We start from the raw sequence: 17761 nt of genomic DNA, 5'->3' as shown, positions 1-17761 counted from the left end.
TCAGTCCCGGCGCCGGCGGACGGCGACGACGGCGGCCGCCGCGAGGAGCAGCACGAGCACCGCGATGCCGACGAGCGTGCCGGTCGTCATGCCGCTCGCCTCGCCGGCTGTTGCTGCCTCGTCGGTCGCCCCGGCCGTGCCGGCGTCCCCGGCGCTCGTGGCCGCGGCGGCGACGACGTCGGCCGGGGCGATGCCGGGGCCCGTGGCGCCGTCGTTGTAGCGCCAGCCCTCGAGCGCGCCCGGGGCGGGGTCGGTGGTGTCCGCGCCCTCGGTGTAGGCCGTCCACTCGCCGTCGGGCTCGGCGGTCCAGTACGCCCAGTAGGAGCCGGTGAACTCCGTCGGGCACGGGTCGGGGAGCCCGTCGATGGCGCAGACGAAGCCGGGCACCTCGCCGTCGACGGCGGTGAAGCCTGCCGCGGTCAGCGCCTCGCGGCCGGAGGCGGGGTCACCCGCGGCGCACCCGGCGACGAGCTCGCCGCCGAGGTCGGTGAGGTCGACGACGACGGTGACGCCGTCGTCGTCGGCGCACCCGCCGGTGGGCGCCTCGACGACCTCCGTGTACGCCGTCATCCGCTCCTCGGCCTCGCCCGGGGCGCCCGAGCTGGGGGAGGCGGCGCCCGTGAGGGCGAGCGTGGCGAGAAGGAGGGCGACGGGCAGCGCCGTCGTGCGCTGCGGGAGTGGGGTTCGCATCCGGTGCCTCTCACGGTCCACGAGGCCCCGGGACCGTGCGCGCTGCACGGCGGCCGGGCTCCTCCCGCAGACCTCGACGGGTAGAGCCGAACGTCCGGTCCAGGTATCCCGGCTCGCCGGATCTCTCCGGCCTACGGTTGCGGGTCAGCGCCGGACTTCGACCGGCTTCCCCTGGGACAGGCGCACCGGTCGCGTCGCTCCCGGCGGTGCCATGCTACGACCATGACCCGGATCTACACGCGCACCGGCGACGACGGCACGACCGGCCTCTTCTTCGGCGGGCGCATCGACAAGGCCGACGTGCTCATGGACGCCTGCGGGGACGTCGACGAGGCGGTCGCGGTCCTCGGGGTGGCCCGGGCTCGGTGCGAGGACGGTGCCCAGGACGGCGGCCGGGACGCTGCTGGGGCCGTCGCCCTCGCGGCGCTCCTCCTCGGCTTCCAGCGGGAGCTCTTCGTCGTCGCCGCGGACCTGGCCACGCACCCCGAGCGCCGGCGCCGGCTGGAGCCGGGTGTCTCGCTCGTGTCGGCGGAGATGGTCGACGGCCTCGAGCGGCTCATCGACGCCGAGGTCGCCCGCCGGCCGTTGCGCCCGGTGTTCATCGTGCCGGGCGCCACCGCGCTCAGCGCGGCCCTGGACCACGCGCGCACCGTGGTGCGGCGGGCGGAGCGGCACGCCCTCCGGGCGCGGGCGGCGGGCCACGTCGTCACCGAGGGAGCCGCCCGCTACCTCAACCGGCTCTCCGACCTGCTCTTCGTCCTCGCCCGCTCGGCGGCCGGGGACGCCGAGGAGCCGGCGAGCCACGACTGAGGCTCGCGGGCGGGTCGCGGGCATCGCGTGCTGGCCGCGCCGCGTCCCGGCCTCGCGTCAGGCGGTGGCGGTCGCCCCGCCCCGTGCCTGACCCGCCTCGCCGGGCGTCTGACCGGTCGAGGCGCCGGGCGTCTGACGGGCCGCGTCGCCGGCCGCCTCGCCCGACGTCGGGTCGCCGTCGTCGGCCTCCTTGCCGTCCTTCTTCCCCCGCCGGGACCCCGGCCCCACGGCCGGCGGGCGGCCCCGGAGGTTGTCGACGAGCCGGGCGATGACCGCCGCGACCGGCACGGCGAGGAACGCCCCGAGGATTCCCATGAGCACGCCGCCCGCGGTCACCGACAGGATGATGAGCAGCGGGTGCAGGGCGATGATCCGGCCCTGGATGAGGGGCTCGAGGACGTTGCCCTCGAGCTGCTGGACGAGGAGCACGACGCCGAGCGCGGCCAGCGCGATGAGGGGACCCTGGTCGGCGAACGCGACGACGACGGCGACCGTCCCCGAGAGGAACGCGCCGACGATGGGGAACAGTCCGCCGATGAAGACGAGGACGGCGAGCGGGATGACGAGCGGGACGCCGAGGAGCCACAGGCCGAGGCCGATGAAGACGGCGTCGACCAGGGCGACCAGGAGCTGGGCACGCAGGAACGCGCCGATGGTCCAGAACGACTGGCGGGCGATGACGTCGGCGCGCGGCTGGTGACGACGGGGGACGAAGTCGAGGAACGCCTGCCACATGCGGCGGCCGTCCTTGAAGAAGAAGAACAGCGTGACGAGCATGAGGACGGTGCCGGTGGCGAACTCGCCGACCGCCGTGGCGGCCCCGAGGCCCTCGGTGAGCGCCCCGCTGCCGGCGATGGCGGAGCCCGCCTGGGCCGCGAGGTCGCTGAGGCTGCCGATGTCGCCGGGGACGATCGACCAGTCGAAGTCCTCCTCGAACCGCTCGATGCCCGCGGTGACGGAGTCGACGATCTCGGGCACCTGGTCGATGACGGCGGACGTGATGAACCAGGCCGCGAGGGCCAGGACGCCCAGGAGCGCGAGGAGGAGGAGCAGCGCGCCGAGCGCGTTGGGCAGGCGCGAGGCCCGCAGCCGGCCGGCGACGGGGTCGAGCAGCGCGGCGGGGAAGAGGGCGAGGACGAACGGCGTGAGGATGATGCTCACCTGGCTCGAGACGAACACGAGCCCGATGACGAGGATGACGACGCCGATCGTCGCCCAGGCGCGCCGGCCCCAGAGCACGGCGGGTGTGGGTGAGGACATGCGGGAAGTCTGACCCAGCCGCCGCCGTCGCGCCCCCGGTGAGCGCGCCCCGTCTCGCCCGCCCTGCCTGGGCGGCGCGGTGCGGCAGGGCGGCGCGATGCGGCAGGGCGGCGGCGCTGGCACGCTGGGCCCGATCGGAGGGGAGACGTGGACTGGTTCGGGGCCACCGGCTACGACGTCGCGCGGTTCGTCCTGCAGCGGGGGATCGCCGCCGTCTACCTCGTCGCGTTCGTCGCGGTCCTGCGCCAGTTCCGCCCGCTGCTCGGCGAGCGCGGTCTCCTTCCGGTGCCGCGGTTCCTTGCCCGCGTGGGCCCGCGCGCCGGACCGACCGTGTTCCGCTGGCGCTACTCGGACCGGCTCGTGGTCGTCGTCGGGTGGGTCGGCGTCGTGCTGGCGGCGAGCGTCGTCGTCGGCCTCCCGCAGTCGGGGCCGCCCTGGGTGCCGATGCTTGTCTTCCTCGCGCTCTACGGGCTCTACCTCTCGGTGGTCAACGTCGGGCAGGTGTTCTACGGGTTCGGGTGGGAGTCGCTGCTGCTCGAGGCGGGGTTCCTCGCGGCGTTCCTCGGCTCGGACGAGGTGGCGCCGCCGATCACCGTGCTCGTCCTGTTCTGGTGGCTGGTCTTCCGCCTCGAGTTCGGGGCCGGGCTCATCAAGATCCGCGGCGACGTCGTCTGGCGGGACCTCACGGCGCTCTACTACCACCACGAGACCCAACCGATGCCGAACCCCGCGAGCTGGTTCTTCCACCACCTGCCGCGGCCGCTGCACAAGGTCGAGGTGCTCGCCAACCACGTCACGCAGCTGCTTGTGCCGTTCCTGCTGTTCCTGCCGCAGCCGGTGGCGAGCGTCGCCGGGCTCGTCGTCGTGGTGACGCAGGGATGGCTCGTGCTGTCGGGGAACTTCGCCTGGCTCAACGTCCTCACCATGGTGCTCGCCTGCGCGGCGCTCGCGGACGACGTCGTCGCCCGGGCGCTGCCCGGCGCGGGGCAGGCAGACGCGCACGGGCCGACGCCGGTGTGGTTCGTCGTCGTCGTCCTCGTGGTGACGGCCGTGCTCGTGGTGCTCAGCTACTGGCCCGCACGCAACCTGCTCTCGCCGCACCAGAAGATGAACGCGTCGTTCAACCGGTGGCACCTCGCGGGTGCGTACGGGGCGTTCGGCTCGATCACCCGCCGGCGGCACGAGATCGTCGTGGAGGGGACGCGGTCGTCGAGCCCCGACGGCGGATGGGTGGAGTACGAGTTCCGCGGCAAGCCCGGGCGGACGACCCGGACGCCCCCGCAGGTCGCGCCCTACCACCTGCGTCTCGACTGGGGAATGTGGTTCCTCGCGCTGGGGTCGAGTGCCCAGTACGGGTGGTTCAGCGCGCTGCTCGAGCGGCTGCTCGAGGGCGACCGGGCCACGCTGGCGCTCCTGCGGGGCGACCCGTTCGACGGCGAGCGCCCCGTGTGGGTGCGGGCGCGGGTGTTCCGCTACCGGTACTCCACCTGGGACGAGCGCCGGCGGACGGGGCAGTGGTGGGTGCGCTGGGAGGAGGGCGAGCTCGTCGCGCCGGTGAGCCTGGCGTCGTTGCGGGGGTGATGGTCGGGGCTGGGGCTGGGGCTGGGGCTGGGGCTGCCTCCACGCTGGCTCCGCCGCCCGCCGCCCGCCGCCCGCCGCCCGCGCCCACGCCCACGCCCGCCGCCCACGCCCGCGCCTGCCGTACCGCGGCGAGGACCGCCACCTTCCCGCGTCCTCCGTCGCGCGACGTCCTGCGATATCGAGGCTCCGCCGTCGTCCGTGGCTCCGCCGTCGTCCGTGGCTCCGCCGCTGTCCCGGACCGCACCTGGATCCGCCGTCGGTCGGTCCGGGGTGTGATGCGCGAAATCGTGGCTCGCGGCGCCGTTATCCCCAGCCGCGGCCGCGCCCGCCCGAATGTCGGTGCCCGTCGCTAGGCTGTACATATGTTCGAATCAGTGATCGCCGAGGTCTCCCGAGCCGCCTGCGGGTGCGGCTGGGCGGACGAGCCGTGCGTCGCTGAGCGCCTCGCTGTGGCGGAGGCCGGTGCCTACGAGCTGGCGCTGCTCAATTCCGCCGACGACGCGCCCGGTGAAGGGCCCGAGTGGCCCGAGCCGGAGCAGGTGCCGGGCCTTGCCGAGGAGATGCTGGCCCGGCCGCTGCCCATCGATGGTGCGCCGCGGCTCGACGGTCGGCCCTTCCCCGGCACCCCGCCTGGTGACGGCCCGGACCTCGCCGACGTCCTCGCGTCGATCCCACCCGGGCTCGAGCTGGCTCGGATCCTCGAGGGCATCGGCCGGCCGGGATGGGCGCGTGACGGGTTCGACGAGTACGAGCTCGTCGAGGTGGTGGCGGCCTACCGGCGGCAGGAGGCGTGGTGTGCGGCGCGGGCGGCAGCGGCTGCCGCGGACCTCTCCGACCAGCCGGCCATGAACGCGTGGTCGGCGGACTCCCGTGCGGGGCGCTCGGACTGTGTTCGCCTGACCGCGAGCGAGCTCGCGCCCCGCCTGGGCGTCTCCTGGTTCGCGGCGAAGCGGCTCGTGCGCAGCGGGAGGGCGCTGCGGGGCGCGTTGGCGCAGACGGGTGAGGTGCTCGAGGCCGGTGGGATCGACGCGCGCAAGGCCGACATGATTGTCGCGGCGCTCGATGGCCAACCGGGCGAGGTGGCCTGGGCGGTGGAGCAGGAGGTGCTGCCGAGGGCGGGTCTGAGGACCCACGCTCAGCTGGCGCGGGATCTCGCGGCGGCCTTGATCGCGGTGGACCCCGAGGAGGCGAACGCTCGCCATCGCAAGGCACGCGCGGACCGGCGGGTGTGCCACCCGCGCCCCCTTCCCGACGGGATGGCCTCGATCTACGCGGTGCTCCCGGCCGAGGACGCCATCGCCGTGGACCTGGCTGTGGAGACGTCGGCCCGGGCGGCCAAGGCCGACGGTGACCCGCGCACGCTCGACCAGCTGCGCGCGGACGCCCTGGCGCTCATGGGTCACGGTGCGCTCGAGCTGGGCTACATCGGGCCGCCCGAGGCAGGAACGGCGGCGTCGACGTCCGTCGCAGCGGGGGTGTCCGAGGACCCCGACGACGGCGCGTACCCGGCCGGCGCCGGCACCGGCCGCGCGGGATCCCCGGTGCCCGCCGGAGCGCGACCCTCGGGCATGACCCGTCTGCCGCGCATGCGGCTGGGGAAGATCGGCGGTCGCCGCACCCAGGTGCGCGTCACTGTGCCACTGTCGGTCGCACTCCCGCCGCCACCGTCGGCGACCGCGCCGCCACCGTCTGCTTCGCCGACCGCGCCATCACCGTCATCCACCGCGCCGCCACCGTCGGCGACGCCCACACCGTTGTTGCCGGCATCTCCACCGTCACCGCCGGCTCCTCCGCCCAGCGCCGATCGAGGCTGGCCCGCGGCGGGCGGGAACCCGGACCCAGGCACAGAACTGCCATCGATCGGGGCGAGGTGGGAGGTGCCGGATCTCGAGGGCTATGGGCCGGTGAGCCCCGAGGTGGCCCGGGCGCTCATGCTGGGCGGAACCTGGCAGCGCCTCGTCACGGATCCGGCCACCGGGGCAGTCCTCGACGTGGGCCGTCGGCGGTACCACCCCCCGGCCGAGCTGGCCGAGTACGTCCGCGAGCGTGACCGCACGTGCGTCCGGCCGGGATGCTCCACCGACGCGCGGTCCTGCGAGCTCGACCACACCCAGCCGTGGTCGCGGGAGGGCACGACGGCGGCCGACAACCTTGCTGCCCTGTGCCACCGCGACCATGCGATGAAGTCGCTCGGAGCGTTCCGGGTGCGGCACCTCGGCGGCGGGGCGTACGAGTGGACCACGCCGAGCGGGCACGCCTACCGTCGCGCGTCCGACGGTGCCGTCTCCCTCCTGCCGCGTCGCCCAGGGCCGCGCGCCTGGGGCCGGCCCGAGGACCACGACGACGACGGCGGCTCGGCGCGGCGCGAGGGCGAACCCGAGTGCCGGGCAGGCTCAGTTCTCGCCACAGGCGCCGCTCGCGTGGACGTGGCCGCCGATGACCCGCCGCCCTTCTAGCGAGATTGGTCGCGTGGCCGGCAGGTGCCAGGAGGGCGGCGGCTGCCGGGCCGGCGCCGGTCGTCAGGCGGGCGGCTGGGGTGCTCGTGGCCCCGGTGCCGAACGTTCGGCACCGGCACCGGCACCGGCACCGGCTTGCACACACGGCATCGGCTTGCGCGGCGGGGGCACTGGACGGCACCGGCACGGGCACCCGCGCTGGCTCCTCGACGTCTACCGCGCGCCCTCCTACCGGGCGCCGTCCTATCGAGCGTCGTCCGACGGTGCGCCCTCCTACCGAGCGCCGACCGGCTCGTGCGCCAGGCAGTACCGCAAGGACTCGAGGATGGCCGCGGGGACGTCGTCGTCCTCGTACCCGAGGACCTCCTGGGTCACCGCCGGTGGCGTCACCGCGGGCCGGTCCTGGAACCGGCCGGAGTCGACCAGGTGAATGCCGTGCTCCTTGCCCGCGGCCGCGGTGGCGGCGTCGATCCCGGCGTAGGCGTCCTCGACGGCCGCGAACGGGATGACGCGCACGTCGGCGGGGTCGCGGCCGATCTCGCGGCAGATCATCTGGTGGAGCTCGAGGTAGCTGAGGTCGTAGCCGTTGATGGCGTAGCGGCCGCCGTGCTCGCCCCGCTCCATCGCGCCGACCGCGGCCTGCGCGACCTGGCGGGTGGTGACGGACGACGTCGATCCGCCGAGGACGGTGACGACGTCGGGCCGGCTGCGCACGAGGTCGATGAACATCTGCCACAGGGGGATGCGGCCCGGCATGGTGCCGAAGATGTAGGGCAGGCGCAGCGTCGTGACGTCCATGGCACCCTCGCCCTCGAGGCAGGCGAGCTCCTCCTGGGCGAGCCGCGTGCGCGGGTAGCCGTTGCGCGTGCGGTAGCCGAGGTCCGGCCACTGCTCACCGAACTCCGCCGTGTACGAGCCGAAGAGGACGAACTTGCGCACGCCGGCAGCCCGGGCGATCCGGGCCACGCGCTGCGTCGGTAGGACGTTCGCCTCGTAGAAGTACCGCGCGGCCGGGGCATCGGGCGTGGTGCGCTCGTCGGCGCCGGCGCCGTAGATCACCGCGTGCTTGCCCACGAGGAGCGCGAGCAGGTCAGCCTCGGCCATGGCCGCGATGTCGGCGAAGACGTGCTCGACCTCCGCCGGGAACAGGTCCTCCGCGGGCAGCGGCGGGAGCGACACCGAGGTCACCCGGTACCCGCGCGCGAGCAGCTCGAGGGTGGTGTGGTACCCGAGGAGGCCGGTGCCCCCGATGACGACGACGTGTTCCACGGCGATCTCCTTTGCCTCGTACTGCGGACCACTCCGTCACCGGTGCGGTAGCTCGACCGTAGGCGGGCGCCGCCGGCCGCGGCTGGGACCTTGTGCCCCCGCCGAGGTTGCCCGCGCGGGAGGTGCTCGCCCGGACGTGCCTTGCCGGCGGGCCTGCGCCGGCAAGGTGTGGGGCGCCCCGAGTTCGGCGATCATGCGAGGGCCGTTCGACCCCGAGGAGCACCGATGCAGGACCACCCGCCCGCAGGGACGCCCGCGCCCCGGGCCGTCGTCGTCACGGTGTCCGACCGCGTGTCCGGCGGCACGCGCGAGGACCGTTCCGGTCCCCGGGCCGTCGAGCGGCTCCGAGCGGCCGGGTTCGACGTCGACGGCCCGCACGTGGTGCCCGACGGCGCAGAGCCCGTCCGCGCCGCGCTCGAGGTCGCGCTCGCGTCCGGCCCCCGGCTCGTCCTCACGACCGGTGGCACCGGCATCGGCCCCCGCGACCAGACCCCTGAGGGCACCCGGCCCCTCCTCGCGATCGAGCTGCCGGGCATCGCCGAGGCGCTCCGGCGCGAGGGGGCGCGCACCACGCCGACGGCGGTCCTGTCCCGTGGGCTCGCCGGCATCGCGGGAGGGCCGCCCCGCGCGCTCGTCGTCAACCTGCCGGGCTCCGCGGCGGCCGTGGAGGAGGGGCTCGACGTGCTGCTCCCGTTGGTCGGGCACGTCCTCGACCAGCTCGACGGCGGGGACCATTTGCCCCCAGCCGCCGGGCGCGAGCCGGCTCTCCGCGACCGGGTGGCCGCCGTCGCCCGCCTCGTCGAGCGAGAACCCGCGCGGCACGTGGTCGTCGCCGACGTCCGGGACACCCGGATCGACGCCGCCTCGCTGGCCGCCGCCGTCGACGACCCCGCCGCGGGCGCCGTCGTGACGTTCTCCGGCGTGGTCCGTGACCACGACGCAGGCCGCGCGGTCACGGGCATCGAGTACGTCGCGCACCCCGGCGCCGCCGACGTCGTCGCCGAGGTCGCGGCGGACGTCGCCGCCCGGTTCCCGGTGGAGGCGCTCGCCGTCGTCCACCGCGTCGGCCCGCTGACCATCGGTGACGTCGCCCTCGCCGCCGCGGTCGCCTCCGCCCACCGCGGCGAGGCCTTCGCCGCGCTGGGCGAGCTCGTCGAGGAGGTCAAGCGCCGCCTGCCGGTGTGGAAGAAGCAGCGCTTCGCCGACGGCAGCCACGAGTGGGTCGGCTCGGCGTAGACCGGGAGCCGAGGGTCCCGGCGAGGCCCCCGGCGAGGGCCCGGCGAGGGGCGGGCGGAGAGGGCCTCGGTGAGGGCCGACGGCGAGGGCGGACAGAGGGCGGACCCCGGCGGGCACGCCCGGGCCAGCCCCGACGCGAGACGTCCGGATCGTGAACGATCCGCGTGACCGCGCCGAACGGCGCTAGCGTGTGTGTCCCCGGTCACAAGGAGCCTGACGATGACGACCCGACTCGCTTCCCGTTCGTCCCTCGTCGCGGTGGCACTCGCGGCGACCCTCGCCCTGGCCGCCTGCAGCCCCGAGGAGGAGCCCGCGGAGGACGGCACGAGCGCCTCCGGAACCGCGGCGGCCACCGACACCGGCCTCGACGTCGAGGCCTACCAGGAGATCGTCGACAACGGCGCCGTCGCGGACGACGCGGTCGTCGAGGCGAACGAGTGGGCCAGTGCGGTCCGCGAGGCCGGCGTCCTCTCCGTCGGCGGCACCGAGACGTCCACCCTGTTCTCCCTCGTCGACCCGACGGACGGCACCGCCCGCGGCTTCGACGCCGGCCTCTCGCAGCTGCTCTCGCGCTACATCCTGGGCGAGGTCGGCACCGAGCTGAGCCAGGTCACCGTCGACACCCGCGAGGACCTCCTCGAGAACAACTCCGTCGACACGATCCTCGCGACCTACTCGATCACCCCGGAGCGGGCCGCCCGCGTCGCCTTCGCCGGGCCGTACTACAGCTCCCAGTCCGCGATCCTCGTGGCCGCCGACAACGAGAACATCGCCAGCGTCGAGGACCTCGCCGGCACGACGGTCGCCACCCAGGCGGCCTCCACCGGCGTCACCGTCATCGAGGAGTTCGCGCCGGAGGCCGAGGTCCTCGCGCTCCCCGATCACGAGCAGGCGCTCGCCGCCGTCCGGCAGGGCCGCGCCGACGCCTACGTCATCGACCAGACGCTCCTCCTCAACGCCGTCGTCGGCAGCGAGGACGTCAAGATCGTCGGCGAGCCGTTCGGTCCCGCGGACAACTACGGCATCGGACTCCCGCCGGACTCCGACGCCGTGGAGTTCGTCAACACCTGGCTCCAGCAGGTCATCGACGACGGCACCTGGGAAGAGCTCTGGCAGGTGACCATCGGCAACCGGACCGGCGTCGACGAGGCGCCCGCGCCCCCGACGGTCGGCGAGACCATCTCCTGACGCACTGCTGACCCCCGGCACCGCCGAACGCACCCGCCGCGCCCCGGACACCGAAGGAGGCCGCGCGTGGAGACCCTCTTCACCGACTACCTGCCCAACTTCGTCTCCGGCCTGCGCACGACGCTCCTGCTCACGACGTTCGCCTTCGTCGGTTCCCTCGTGCTCGGCGTCGTCCTCGCGACGTTCCGGATCAGCCCCATCGCGCCGCTGCGCGCGGCGGGGACGGCGTACGTCGAGGTCTTCCGCAACGTGCCCCTGTTCAGCCTGCTCATCCTCGTCGTCTACGGGCTCCCCGAGATCCAGGTGGACATCGACTACATCCCCGCCGTCATCATCGCGATGACGGCGGTGGGCGCCGCGTTCGCCTGCGAGGTGCTGCGCACCGGCATCAACGCCGTCGGCGCGGACCAGGTGGAGGCGGCGCGCGCCGTCGGGCTCTCGTTCGTCGGCATCGTCCGGTACGTCGTCATGCCGCAGGCGATCCGCGACATGGTCCAGCCTGGCGTCTCCCTGTTCATCGGCATCCTCCTCAGCTCCTCGCTCGCCGGCATCGTCGGGGTCATGGACCTCACCGCCGAGGTCTCCTACATCAACAACCGCGAGGCGCTGGGCCTGACGACGTTCCTCGTCGCGGCGGCCATGTACGCCACCATCGCGCTCGGCGCCGGGGCGATCGGTGCCCGGGTCGAGACCCGCGTGCGGGTGCGGCGATGAGGCGGCGGTCATGAGGCGGCGGCGATGAGGACCGAGCAGGTCCTCTTCGACACGGTCGGGCCCCGCGCGCAGCGACGGGTCCGCATCATCACCGTGCTCAGCGTGCTGTTCCTCCTCGGCGTCTTCGCCCTCGCGTACTGGCAGTTCTACCGCAGCGGCCAGCTGGCGCCGTCGAAGTGGGCCTGGCTCTACGACCCGGCGACCCTGCGGTACATGGTCCGCGCCCTCGGCCACACGGCGTGGGCGGCCCTGGGCGCCGGGGCGATCGCCCTGCCCCTCGGCCTCGTCCTTGCGCTCGGGCGCCTGTCCGCCTCCCGGCTCCTGCGGTGGCCGTCGACGGCGGTCATCGAGGTCTTCCGCGCCGTCCCGGTGCTCCTCGTCATCTACATCTTCACGAGCGCGCTGCCGCAGTACGGCGTCAACCCCGAGGTCTACTGGAAGCTCGTCATCCCCGTCGGCCTGTGCGCGGCGGCGATCATCGCCGAGGTCATCCGCGCCGGCATCCTCGCGATCCCCCGCGGCCAGTCCGACGCCGCCGCGAGCATCGGCATGACCCCCTCGCTGGCTTTCCGGCTCGTCGTCCTGCCCCAGGCGGTGCGCGTCATCATCCCCTCGCTCGTCGCCCAGGCCGTCATCGTCGTCAAGGACACGACGTTCGGGTACGTCGTCAGCTACGGCGAGCTCATGCAGAGCGGCCGCGTGCTCGTGGCGACCACGGGGGACCTCGTCCAGACGTACCTCGTCATCACCGTCGTCTACATCCTCGTCAACATGGTGATCTCGCGGGTCGCGCAGCGCCTCGATGTCGTCCTCGCCCGCCGGCGGGCCGGCAACGGGAGCCGGTTCGTCACGCTCTTCCCCGCCCGCAGCGCCACGGTGCGGACCGCACCGGGGGCGCCCGACGCCGCGAAGGTGCCGATCGCCTGAGCGCGGACCTCAGGCCGGGTAGATCGTCACCTCGGCGGCCTTGACGGCGAACACCCGCTCGTCGTCCACCGCGAGCGCGTCGGCCGCCACGGACGCCGGGGTGATGTCGGCGGCGAGGACCCGGCCGTCCGCCGTCCGCCCCCGGACCCGGACGAGCTCGCCGGTGTGCTCGAGCGAGACCACCCGGACGCGCACGGCGTTGCGCGGGCTGCCGCCGGGCGGGTCGCGGTGGACGGCCACGGCCCGGGGGCTGAACGCCGCCACCGCCGCCGCGCTTGGGCGGCACGCGTCGTCGACGAGGCCGTGGAGGACGACGGCGGAGGCACCGGACGCCCGCAGGGCGCCCTCCCGGAGGGTGCCGGGGACGAGGTTGACGCCGGCGAGCTGCGCCGTGAACGGCGAGCGCGGGCGGGTGAGGACGTCCAGGGTGGCGCCCTGCTCGACGACGCGGCCGCCGTCGAGCACGACGACGGCGTCCGCCAGCGCGAGGACGTCGACGAGGTCGTGGGTGACGAGCAGGGCGGTGCGGGCCGCCTCCCGCACGACGCGGCGCAGCAGCCGGCGCATCGCCGCCCCCGCCGCGACGTCGAGCGAGGCGAGCGGCTCGTCGAGGAGGACGACCCGCGGGTCCGGGGCGAGGGCGCGGGCGAGCGCGACCCGCTGCGCCTGCCCGCCCGAGAGCTCGTGGGGCCGCCGATCCGCGAGGTCGAGGGCGTCGGCCTCGACGAGCCGGTCGTGGGCCACCCGGGCGGCCGCACGCTGCCCGGCGCCCGCGCTCCGGGGCCCGAAGGCGACGTTGTCGACCACCCGCAGGTGCGGGAAGAGGAGCGGGCGCTGCGCGAGGAGCGCGACGCCCCGGTCGGGCGGGCGCACCCAGGTCCGCGCGTCGGCGACCACCCGGTCGCCGATCCGCACCGACCCCGGGTCCGGCCGCAGCAGGCCCGCGACCAGGCCGAGCACGGACGACTTGCCCGCCCCGTTCGGCCCGAGCACCGCGAGGACCCGGCCCGCGGGGGCCACGAGGTCGACGTCCACGCCGCGGTCGGGGAGCGCGGCGCGCACGTGGACGGCCTCGCCTGTCATCCCCGCCCCCGGACGTCGCTGCGGCCCAGGCGGGTGGCGAGGACGATGACGGCGGCCACGACGAGGAGGACGAGCGAGAGGGCGACCGCGACATCCGGGTCGGTCTCCCGCCGCAGGTAGATCTCCAGCGGGAGCGTGCGGGTGACGCCCTCGAGCGACCCCGCGAACGTCAGCGTCGCGCCGAACTCCCCGAGCGAGCGGGCGAACGCCAGCGCGGTGCCCGACCCGAGGGCGGGGGCGATGAGCGGGAGCGTCACCCGGCGCAGCACGGTCGTCGGGCGTGCGCCGAGGGTGGCGGCGACGTCCTCGTAGCCCCCGCCGGCCGTCCGCAGCGCGCCCTCGAGGGAGAGCACGAGGAACGGCAGCGAGACGAAGGTCTGGGCGAGCACGACGGCGGCGGTGGTGAAGGCGACGGTGACGCCCCACGCCTCGAGCTGGGCGCCGAGGAGGCCGCGCCGGCCGAGGGTGGTGAGCAGGGCCAGGCCGGCGACCACGGGCGGCAGGACGAGCGGCAGCATGACGAGGGTGCGGACCAGGCGCAGCCCGGGCAGCGCCGCCCGGGCGAGGACGAGGGCGAGCGGCACCCCGAGCACGACGCACAGCGCGGTGGAGGCGCTCGCCGTGCGCAGGCTCAGCCCGAGCGCGGCGAGCGCCGGCTCGGAGGTGACGAGCGCCGGCAGCCGCGTCCACGGCACGCGGGTGAGCAGGCCGACGACGGGGACGGCGACGAACAGGGCCGCGACGCCGGCCGTCGCGTAGGCCCAGGCGGGCAGCCCGGGCCCGGGGCGCGGGCCGGGCGCGGTCCTCACGGCGCACCGAACCCGGCGCGCTCGAGCGCCTCGCGGGCGGGAGGGGTCCTCAGCCAGTGCACCCACGAGGCCGCGGTGGCGGGATCCGCGGCCCCGGCGACGACGGCCGCGGAGTAGGTGGTCCGCACCTCGTCCGCGCCGGGAACCTCGAGCGTCCGCACCGCCGCGCCCGCGCCCCGCGCGTCGGAGGCGTAGACGAGCCCGGCGTCGGCCTGGCCCGAGGTGACCGTGCCGAGCACGGCGGTGGCCGACGGCTCCTCGGAGACCGGTGCGAGCGTGACGCCGACGCGCTCGGCCAGCGTCGCCGCGGCGGCACCGCACGGGACCTGCGGCGCGCAGACGACGAGGGCCGCGTGCTCGAGCGAGGCGTCGAGGCCGGTGACGCCGCCCGGGTCGTCCGGCGGTGTCACGAGGACGAGGTGGTTGCTCGCGAAGGCGGCGGGCGCGGCGGAGAGCAGGCCGAGCTCCTCGGCGTCGGCCATGGTGCGGCGGTCGGCCGTGGCGAGGACGTCGGCCGGCGCGCCGGCGTCCACCTGGGCGACGAGGTCGCTCGACCCCGCGAAGGAGAAGGCCACCTCGACGCCGTGCTCCTCCTCGAAGGCCGGCGCGAGCTCGGTGAAGACACCGTGGAGGGAGGCGGCGGCGAAGACGGTGAGCCCGTCCCCGCCCGAGGGGGTGGTCGGCCCGGGGCCGGTGGCGCAGGCGGCGGGGAGTGCGGCGAGCAGCGTGACGAGCAGCGCGGCGCGGAGCGCGACGGGCGGGGCGAGCAGGCGCGCGCGGCGTGCGCGGCGTCGGCGCGGTGCGACCGCCCCGCTCATCGAGGTGGCGTCTCGACGATGACGGTCGTCGCCTTGACCACCGCCACGGCTTGCGAGCCCGGCTCGAGGCCGAGCTCCTCCGCGGCCTCGCGGCTCATGAGCGAGACGATGCGGTGCGGGCCGCACTGCATCTCCACCTGCGCCATGACGCCGTCGGCGATGACGCGGGTGACGAGCCCGACGAGCCGGTTGCGTGCCGACCGGCCCACGCCCGAGGGGTCGGCCGCCGCCGCCGCGGCGCTGCGCCGGGCGTGCTCGGCGAGCGCGGCGCCGTCGACGACCTTGCGGCCCGACGCGTCGGTCGTGACGCTGAGCGTGCCGTCGTCGACCCAGCGGCGCACGGTGTCGTCACTGACGCCGAGCAGCTCCGCGGCCTTGGCGATCCGATAGTGCGGCATGGAGCCGAGCCTAGAGCCGCAGATGCGGAGATGCCCCCGAGGGCCGCAGCGGTCGAGCGCCATTTGGGTGACGTTGCGGTGCCCATAGCGCTGGGATGTCACCCGCAGGGCTCTGGGGCGAGGCCCTGCGACCAGGGGCCTGCCCGAGCCTCCGTCCGAGGGATGACCCGACGCGGCGACGTTCATCCCGCCGCCCGACGCGGGCAGGGCGGCCGTTGGCGAGGCTCGTCCTATGAGCGAACACCCCCGCACACCCCGCGCCCCGCAGATGCCCACCCGGCAGGCCCCGTGGCCGGCCCCGGCCCCGCAGGCGCCATCCCCGCAGGCCCCGGCCCCGCAGGCATGGCCCCAGCAGCCGGCCCCGAAGGCATGGCCCCAGCAGCCCGCCCCGCGCCCGGCGCCGACGGCCTTCCCGCCCGCGACCACGGCCTTCGCCGCGCCGTCCTCGTTCCCCGCGCTCACCGCCCGCGGCCTCACCAAGACCTACGGGCCGACGACGGCGCTCGCCGGCGTCGACCTCGCCATCGAGGCGGGCGAGTCGGTGGCCATCATGGGCGCGTCCGGCTCCGGCAAGACGACGCTCCTCCACTGCCTGGCGGGCATCATCCGGCCCGACAGCGGCGAGGTGCACCTGGCGACCGGCGCCGAGTGGATCGCCGTGAGCGCGCTCGGGGAGACCGCCCGGTCCCGCGTGCGCCGCGAGCACCTCGGCTTCGTCTTCCAGGAGGGCCTGCTCATCCCCGAGCTCACCGCGCGCGAGAACGTCGCCATCGCCCTCATGCTCGGCGGGGTGCCGCGGCAGGCGGCCGAGCACGCCGCCACCGCGGCCCTCGCCACCCTCGGCCTCGCCGGGATGGAGGACCGCCGGATCGGCCAGCTCTCCGGCGGCCAGGCCCAGCGCGTGGCCATCGCCCGCGCGCAGGTGACCGGCGCGCGCGTGGTCTTCGCCGACGAGCCCACCGGAGCCCTCGACTCGCAGACCTCCGCGGAGGTCATGGACGTCCTGCTCTCCACCGTGACCGGGAGCGGCCGCACGCTCGTCGTCGTCACCCACGACGACGACGTCGCCGCCCGGTGCCGCCGGACGATCCGCCTGCACGACGGCCGGATCGTCGCCGACCAGGCGAGGAGCCCCCGATGACCGCCGCGCCGGGTGCCGTCCGGCCGGCTGCGAGCGGCTCGCCCGCCCTCGTCCCCGTCCGGCTCGCGTGGCTGCTCGCCCGCCGCGGATCCGAGGACCGCGCGACGCTCCTCCTGCCCGTCATCGCCTTCGGCGCCGTCACCACGCTCCTGCTCACCGTCATCGCCGGCGCGCAGTCGTTCGGGCGCTGGGACGACGAGGTCGGCGAGCTCTACCAGGTCCTCGCCGTCGTCGCCGTCGCCCTCATGCTCGTCCCGCTCATCACCCTCGGCGGCTCGGCCGCGCGCCTGTCGGCCCGGCGCCGCGACGACCGCCTCTCCACCCTGCGCCTCGTCGGCGCCACCCCCGCCACGGTCGCCGTCATGACGGTCCTCGAGTCCGCCGGCCTGGCGCTCGCCGGGGCCCTCGGCGGCGTCGTCGGCTACGTCGTCCTCGGCCCCGCGGTCCAGCAGATCCCGTTCCGGGGCGAGGCGATCGGCTCGGCCTACTGGCTCGGGCCCCTCGCCGTCGTCGGGGTGCTCCTCGGCGTCACCGCCCTCGCGGCGGTCAGCGCCGCCGTGGGGCTGCGGCGGGTGACGATCTCCCCGCTCGGGGTGCGCACCCGGCAGGAGGCGCCGCGGATCGGCACCCGTCGCCTCGTCGTCGGCGTCGCCGTCATCGGCGCGGGCGTCCTCGCGATGAGCGGCCAGTACGCGAGCTTCGCCGCGATCGTCGCCGTGGTCCTCGTCGTGCTCGCCTCCGGTCTCGCGGTCCTCAACCTCATCGGCCCCTGGGCCGTCACCCGGCTCGCCCGTGCGCAGCTCCGCCGGGCGCGCACGCCCGCCCGGCTCATCGCGGCGCGGGGGATCGCCGAGTCGCCCAAGGCCGTGTGGCGCCAGGTGAGCAGTGTGGCGATGACGAGCTTCGTCGCCGTCATCGTCGGCACCGGGGTGTCGGCGACGGACGGCGGGGTCGGCTCGTCGACCGGTCCGGACCGCTTCCTCGCCGTCGACATCGGCACCGGCCTCGTCATCACCGTGGTGGCCTCCTTCCTCATGGTGGCCTGCTCGGCGGGCATCAACTCCGCGGCCGAGATCCTCGACCGCGCCCCGCTGTCCGCCAGCCTCCACAAGCTGGGCATGCCGTGGCAGACCCTCGACGAGGCGCGCACCCGCACCGTCATGGTCCCGCTCGTCGCGGCGACGGTGGGATCGGCGCTCGTCGCCGCTGTCCTCATCCTGCCGCTGACCGGCTACGCGCTCATCACCGCGCCCGACTCGCTCGCCGTCATCGGGGCGTGCCTCGTGGCCGGCCCGCTCATCACCCGGCTCGGCGTGCTCGCCACCCGGCCGCTGCTGCGGCGCGTCGTCACCTCCTGAGCGCGTCGGCCGGCTCGCGCCCC

General features: G+C 75.5%; 16 protein-coding genes and 1 riboswitch. Of the genes, 9 read left to right on the top strand and 7 right to left on the bottom strand.

The genetic code is table 11. The features are described 5' to 3' along the window. Nucleotides 1-690: a hypothetical protein gene (locus EBO36_RS14130; protein ID WP_164471488.1), complete on the bottom strand. Its 690-nt coding sequence runs from the start codon at nucleotides 688-690 to the stop codon at nucleotides 1-3. A 102-nt stretch (nucleotides 691-792) separates the two neighbouring features. Beyond that, nucleotides 793-861: riboswitch (cobalamin riboswitch) on the bottom strand. Between the two features lie 51 nt (nucleotides 862-912). On the opposite strand from EBO36_RS14130, the gene EBO36_RS14125 reads away from it, so the two are divergent. Beyond that, a complete protein-coding gene (locus EBO36_RS14125; protein WP_122825175.1) occupies nucleotides 913-1500 on the top strand; it encodes a cob(I)yrinic acid a,c-diamide adenosyltransferase in 588 nt (195 codons plus the stop codon). A gap of 57 nt (nucleotides 1501-1557) precedes the next feature. Here the strand turns inward: EBO36_RS14125 and EBO36_RS14120 are convergent, their stop codons facing one another. Continuing rightward, a complete protein-coding gene (locus EBO36_RS14120) occupies nucleotides 1558-2760 on the bottom strand; it encodes an AI-2E family transporter (RefSeq protein WP_122825174.1) in 1203 nt (400 codons plus the stop codon). A gap of 147 nt (nucleotides 2761-2907) precedes the next feature. Here EBO36_RS14120 and EBO36_RS14115 point away from each other — a divergent pair, with 147 nt between their 5' ends. Both EBO36_RS14115 and EBO36_RS14105 read left to right on the top strand, forming a co-directional pair. After that, nucleotides 2908-4341, top strand: coding sequence for a lipase maturation factor family protein (locus EBO36_RS14115; protein ID WP_122825173.1), 1434 nt, complete (start codon nucleotides 2908-2910; stop codon nucleotides 4339-4341). A gap of 362 nt (nucleotides 4342-4703) precedes the next feature. Next, a complete protein-coding gene (locus tag EBO36_RS14105) occupies nucleotides 4704-6797 on the top strand; it encodes an HNH endonuclease (protein ID WP_122825172.1) in 2094 nt (697 codons plus the stop codon). Between the two features lie 273 nt (nucleotides 6798-7070). On the opposite strand, the gene EBO36_RS14100 is transcribed toward EBO36_RS14105, so the two are convergent. Further along, the gene (locus EBO36_RS14100) at nucleotides 7071-8066 is read right to left on the bottom strand and encodes an NAD-dependent epimerase/dehydratase family protein (RefSeq protein WP_122825171.1); all 996 of its coding nucleotides are present in this window, start codon (nucleotides 8064-8066) and stop codon (nucleotides 7071-7073) included. 225 nt (nucleotides 8067-8291) lie between these two features. On the opposite strand from EBO36_RS14100, the gene EBO36_RS14095 reads away from it, so the two are divergent. The 4 genes from EBO36_RS14095 (at nucleotide 8292) to EBO36_RS14080 (ending at nucleotide 12131) form a co-directional block, all read left to right on the top strand. Next, complete coding sequence (locus EBO36_RS14095; RefSeq protein WP_122825170.1) at nucleotides 8292-9302, top strand: molybdenum cofactor biosynthesis protein MoaE; 1011 nt, start codon at nucleotides 8292-8294, stop codon at nucleotides 9300-9302. Between the two features lie 219 nt (nucleotides 9303-9521). Continuing rightward, nucleotides 9522-10490, top strand: coding sequence for a transporter substrate-binding domain-containing protein (locus tag EBO36_RS14090; RefSeq protein ID WP_122825169.1), 969 nt, complete (start codon nucleotides 9522-9524; stop codon nucleotides 10488-10490). A gap of 66 nt (nucleotides 10491-10556) precedes the next feature. Next, nucleotides 10557-11204 (top strand): amino acid ABC transporter permease, encoded by a 648-nt coding sequence (locus tag EBO36_RS14085; protein WP_122825168.1) that lies wholly within the window; start codon nucleotides 10557-10559, stop codon nucleotides 11202-11204. Nucleotides 11205-11228: 24 nt separating this feature from the next. Next, the gene (locus EBO36_RS14080; RefSeq protein ID WP_122825167.1) at nucleotides 11229-12131 is read left to right on the top strand and encodes an amino acid ABC transporter permease; all 903 of its coding nucleotides are present in this window, start codon (nucleotides 11229-11231) and stop codon (nucleotides 12129-12131) included. A gap of 9 nt (nucleotides 12132-12140) precedes the next feature. Here EBO36_RS14080 and EBO36_RS14075 read toward each other — a convergent pair whose 3' ends face one another. From EBO36_RS14075 to EBO36_RS14060, 4 genes are read right to left on the bottom strand one after another with little or no spacing between them, the layout of a single operon-like run. Continuing rightward, nucleotides 12141-13214 (bottom strand): sulfate/molybdate ABC transporter ATP-binding protein, encoded by a 1074-nt coding sequence (locus EBO36_RS14075; RefSeq protein WP_122825166.1) that lies wholly within the window; start codon nucleotides 13212-13214, stop codon nucleotides 12141-12143. Beyond that, nucleotides 13211-14023, bottom strand: coding sequence for an ABC transporter permease (locus EBO36_RS14070; RefSeq protein ID WP_122825165.1), 813 nt, complete (start codon nucleotides 14021-14023; stop codon nucleotides 13211-13213). Before EBO36_RS14070 ends, EBO36_RS14075 begins: the two co-directional genes overlap by 4 nt. Continuing rightward, complete coding sequence (gene modA / locus EBO36_RS14065) at nucleotides 14020-14841, bottom strand: molybdate ABC transporter substrate-binding protein (protein ID WP_122825164.1); 822 nt, start codon at nucleotides 14839-14841, stop codon at nucleotides 14020-14022. The genes EBO36_RS14070 and modA overlap by 4 nt, the downstream gene beginning before the upstream one ends. Continuing rightward, nucleotides 14838-15239, bottom strand: a complete 402-nt coding sequence (locus EBO36_RS14060; protein WP_122825163.1) for a TOBE domain-containing protein — start codon at nucleotides 15237-15239, stop codon at nucleotides 14838-14840. Before EBO36_RS14060 ends, modA begins: the two co-directional genes overlap by 4 nt. A gap of 232 nt (nucleotides 15240-15471) precedes the next feature. Here EBO36_RS14060 and EBO36_RS14055 point away from each other — a divergent pair, with 232 nt between their 5' ends. Together EBO36_RS14055 and EBO36_RS14050 are read left to right on the top strand one after the other, a co-directional pair. Beyond that, nucleotides 15472-16380, top strand: coding sequence for an ABC transporter ATP-binding protein (locus tag EBO36_RS14055; protein ID WP_465253904.1), 909 nt, complete (start codon nucleotides 15472-15474; stop codon nucleotides 16378-16380). Then, nucleotides 16377-17738, top strand: a complete 1362-nt coding sequence (locus EBO36_RS14050) for an FtsX-like permease family protein (RefSeq protein ID WP_122825161.1) — start codon at nucleotides 16377-16379, stop codon at nucleotides 17736-17738. Before EBO36_RS14055 ends, EBO36_RS14050 begins: the two co-directional genes overlap by 4 nt. Nucleotides 17739-17761: the final 23 nt, after the last annotated feature.

The sequence above is a fragment of the Georgenia faecalis genome (assembly GCF_003710105.1).
GTDB lineage: Bacteria > Actinomycetota > Actinomycetes > Actinomycetales > Actinomycetaceae > Georgenia_A > Georgenia_A faecalis.
The sequence above is the reverse complement of the archived record's forward strand: the minus strand, read 5'-3'. Positions and strand labels throughout refer to the sequence as shown.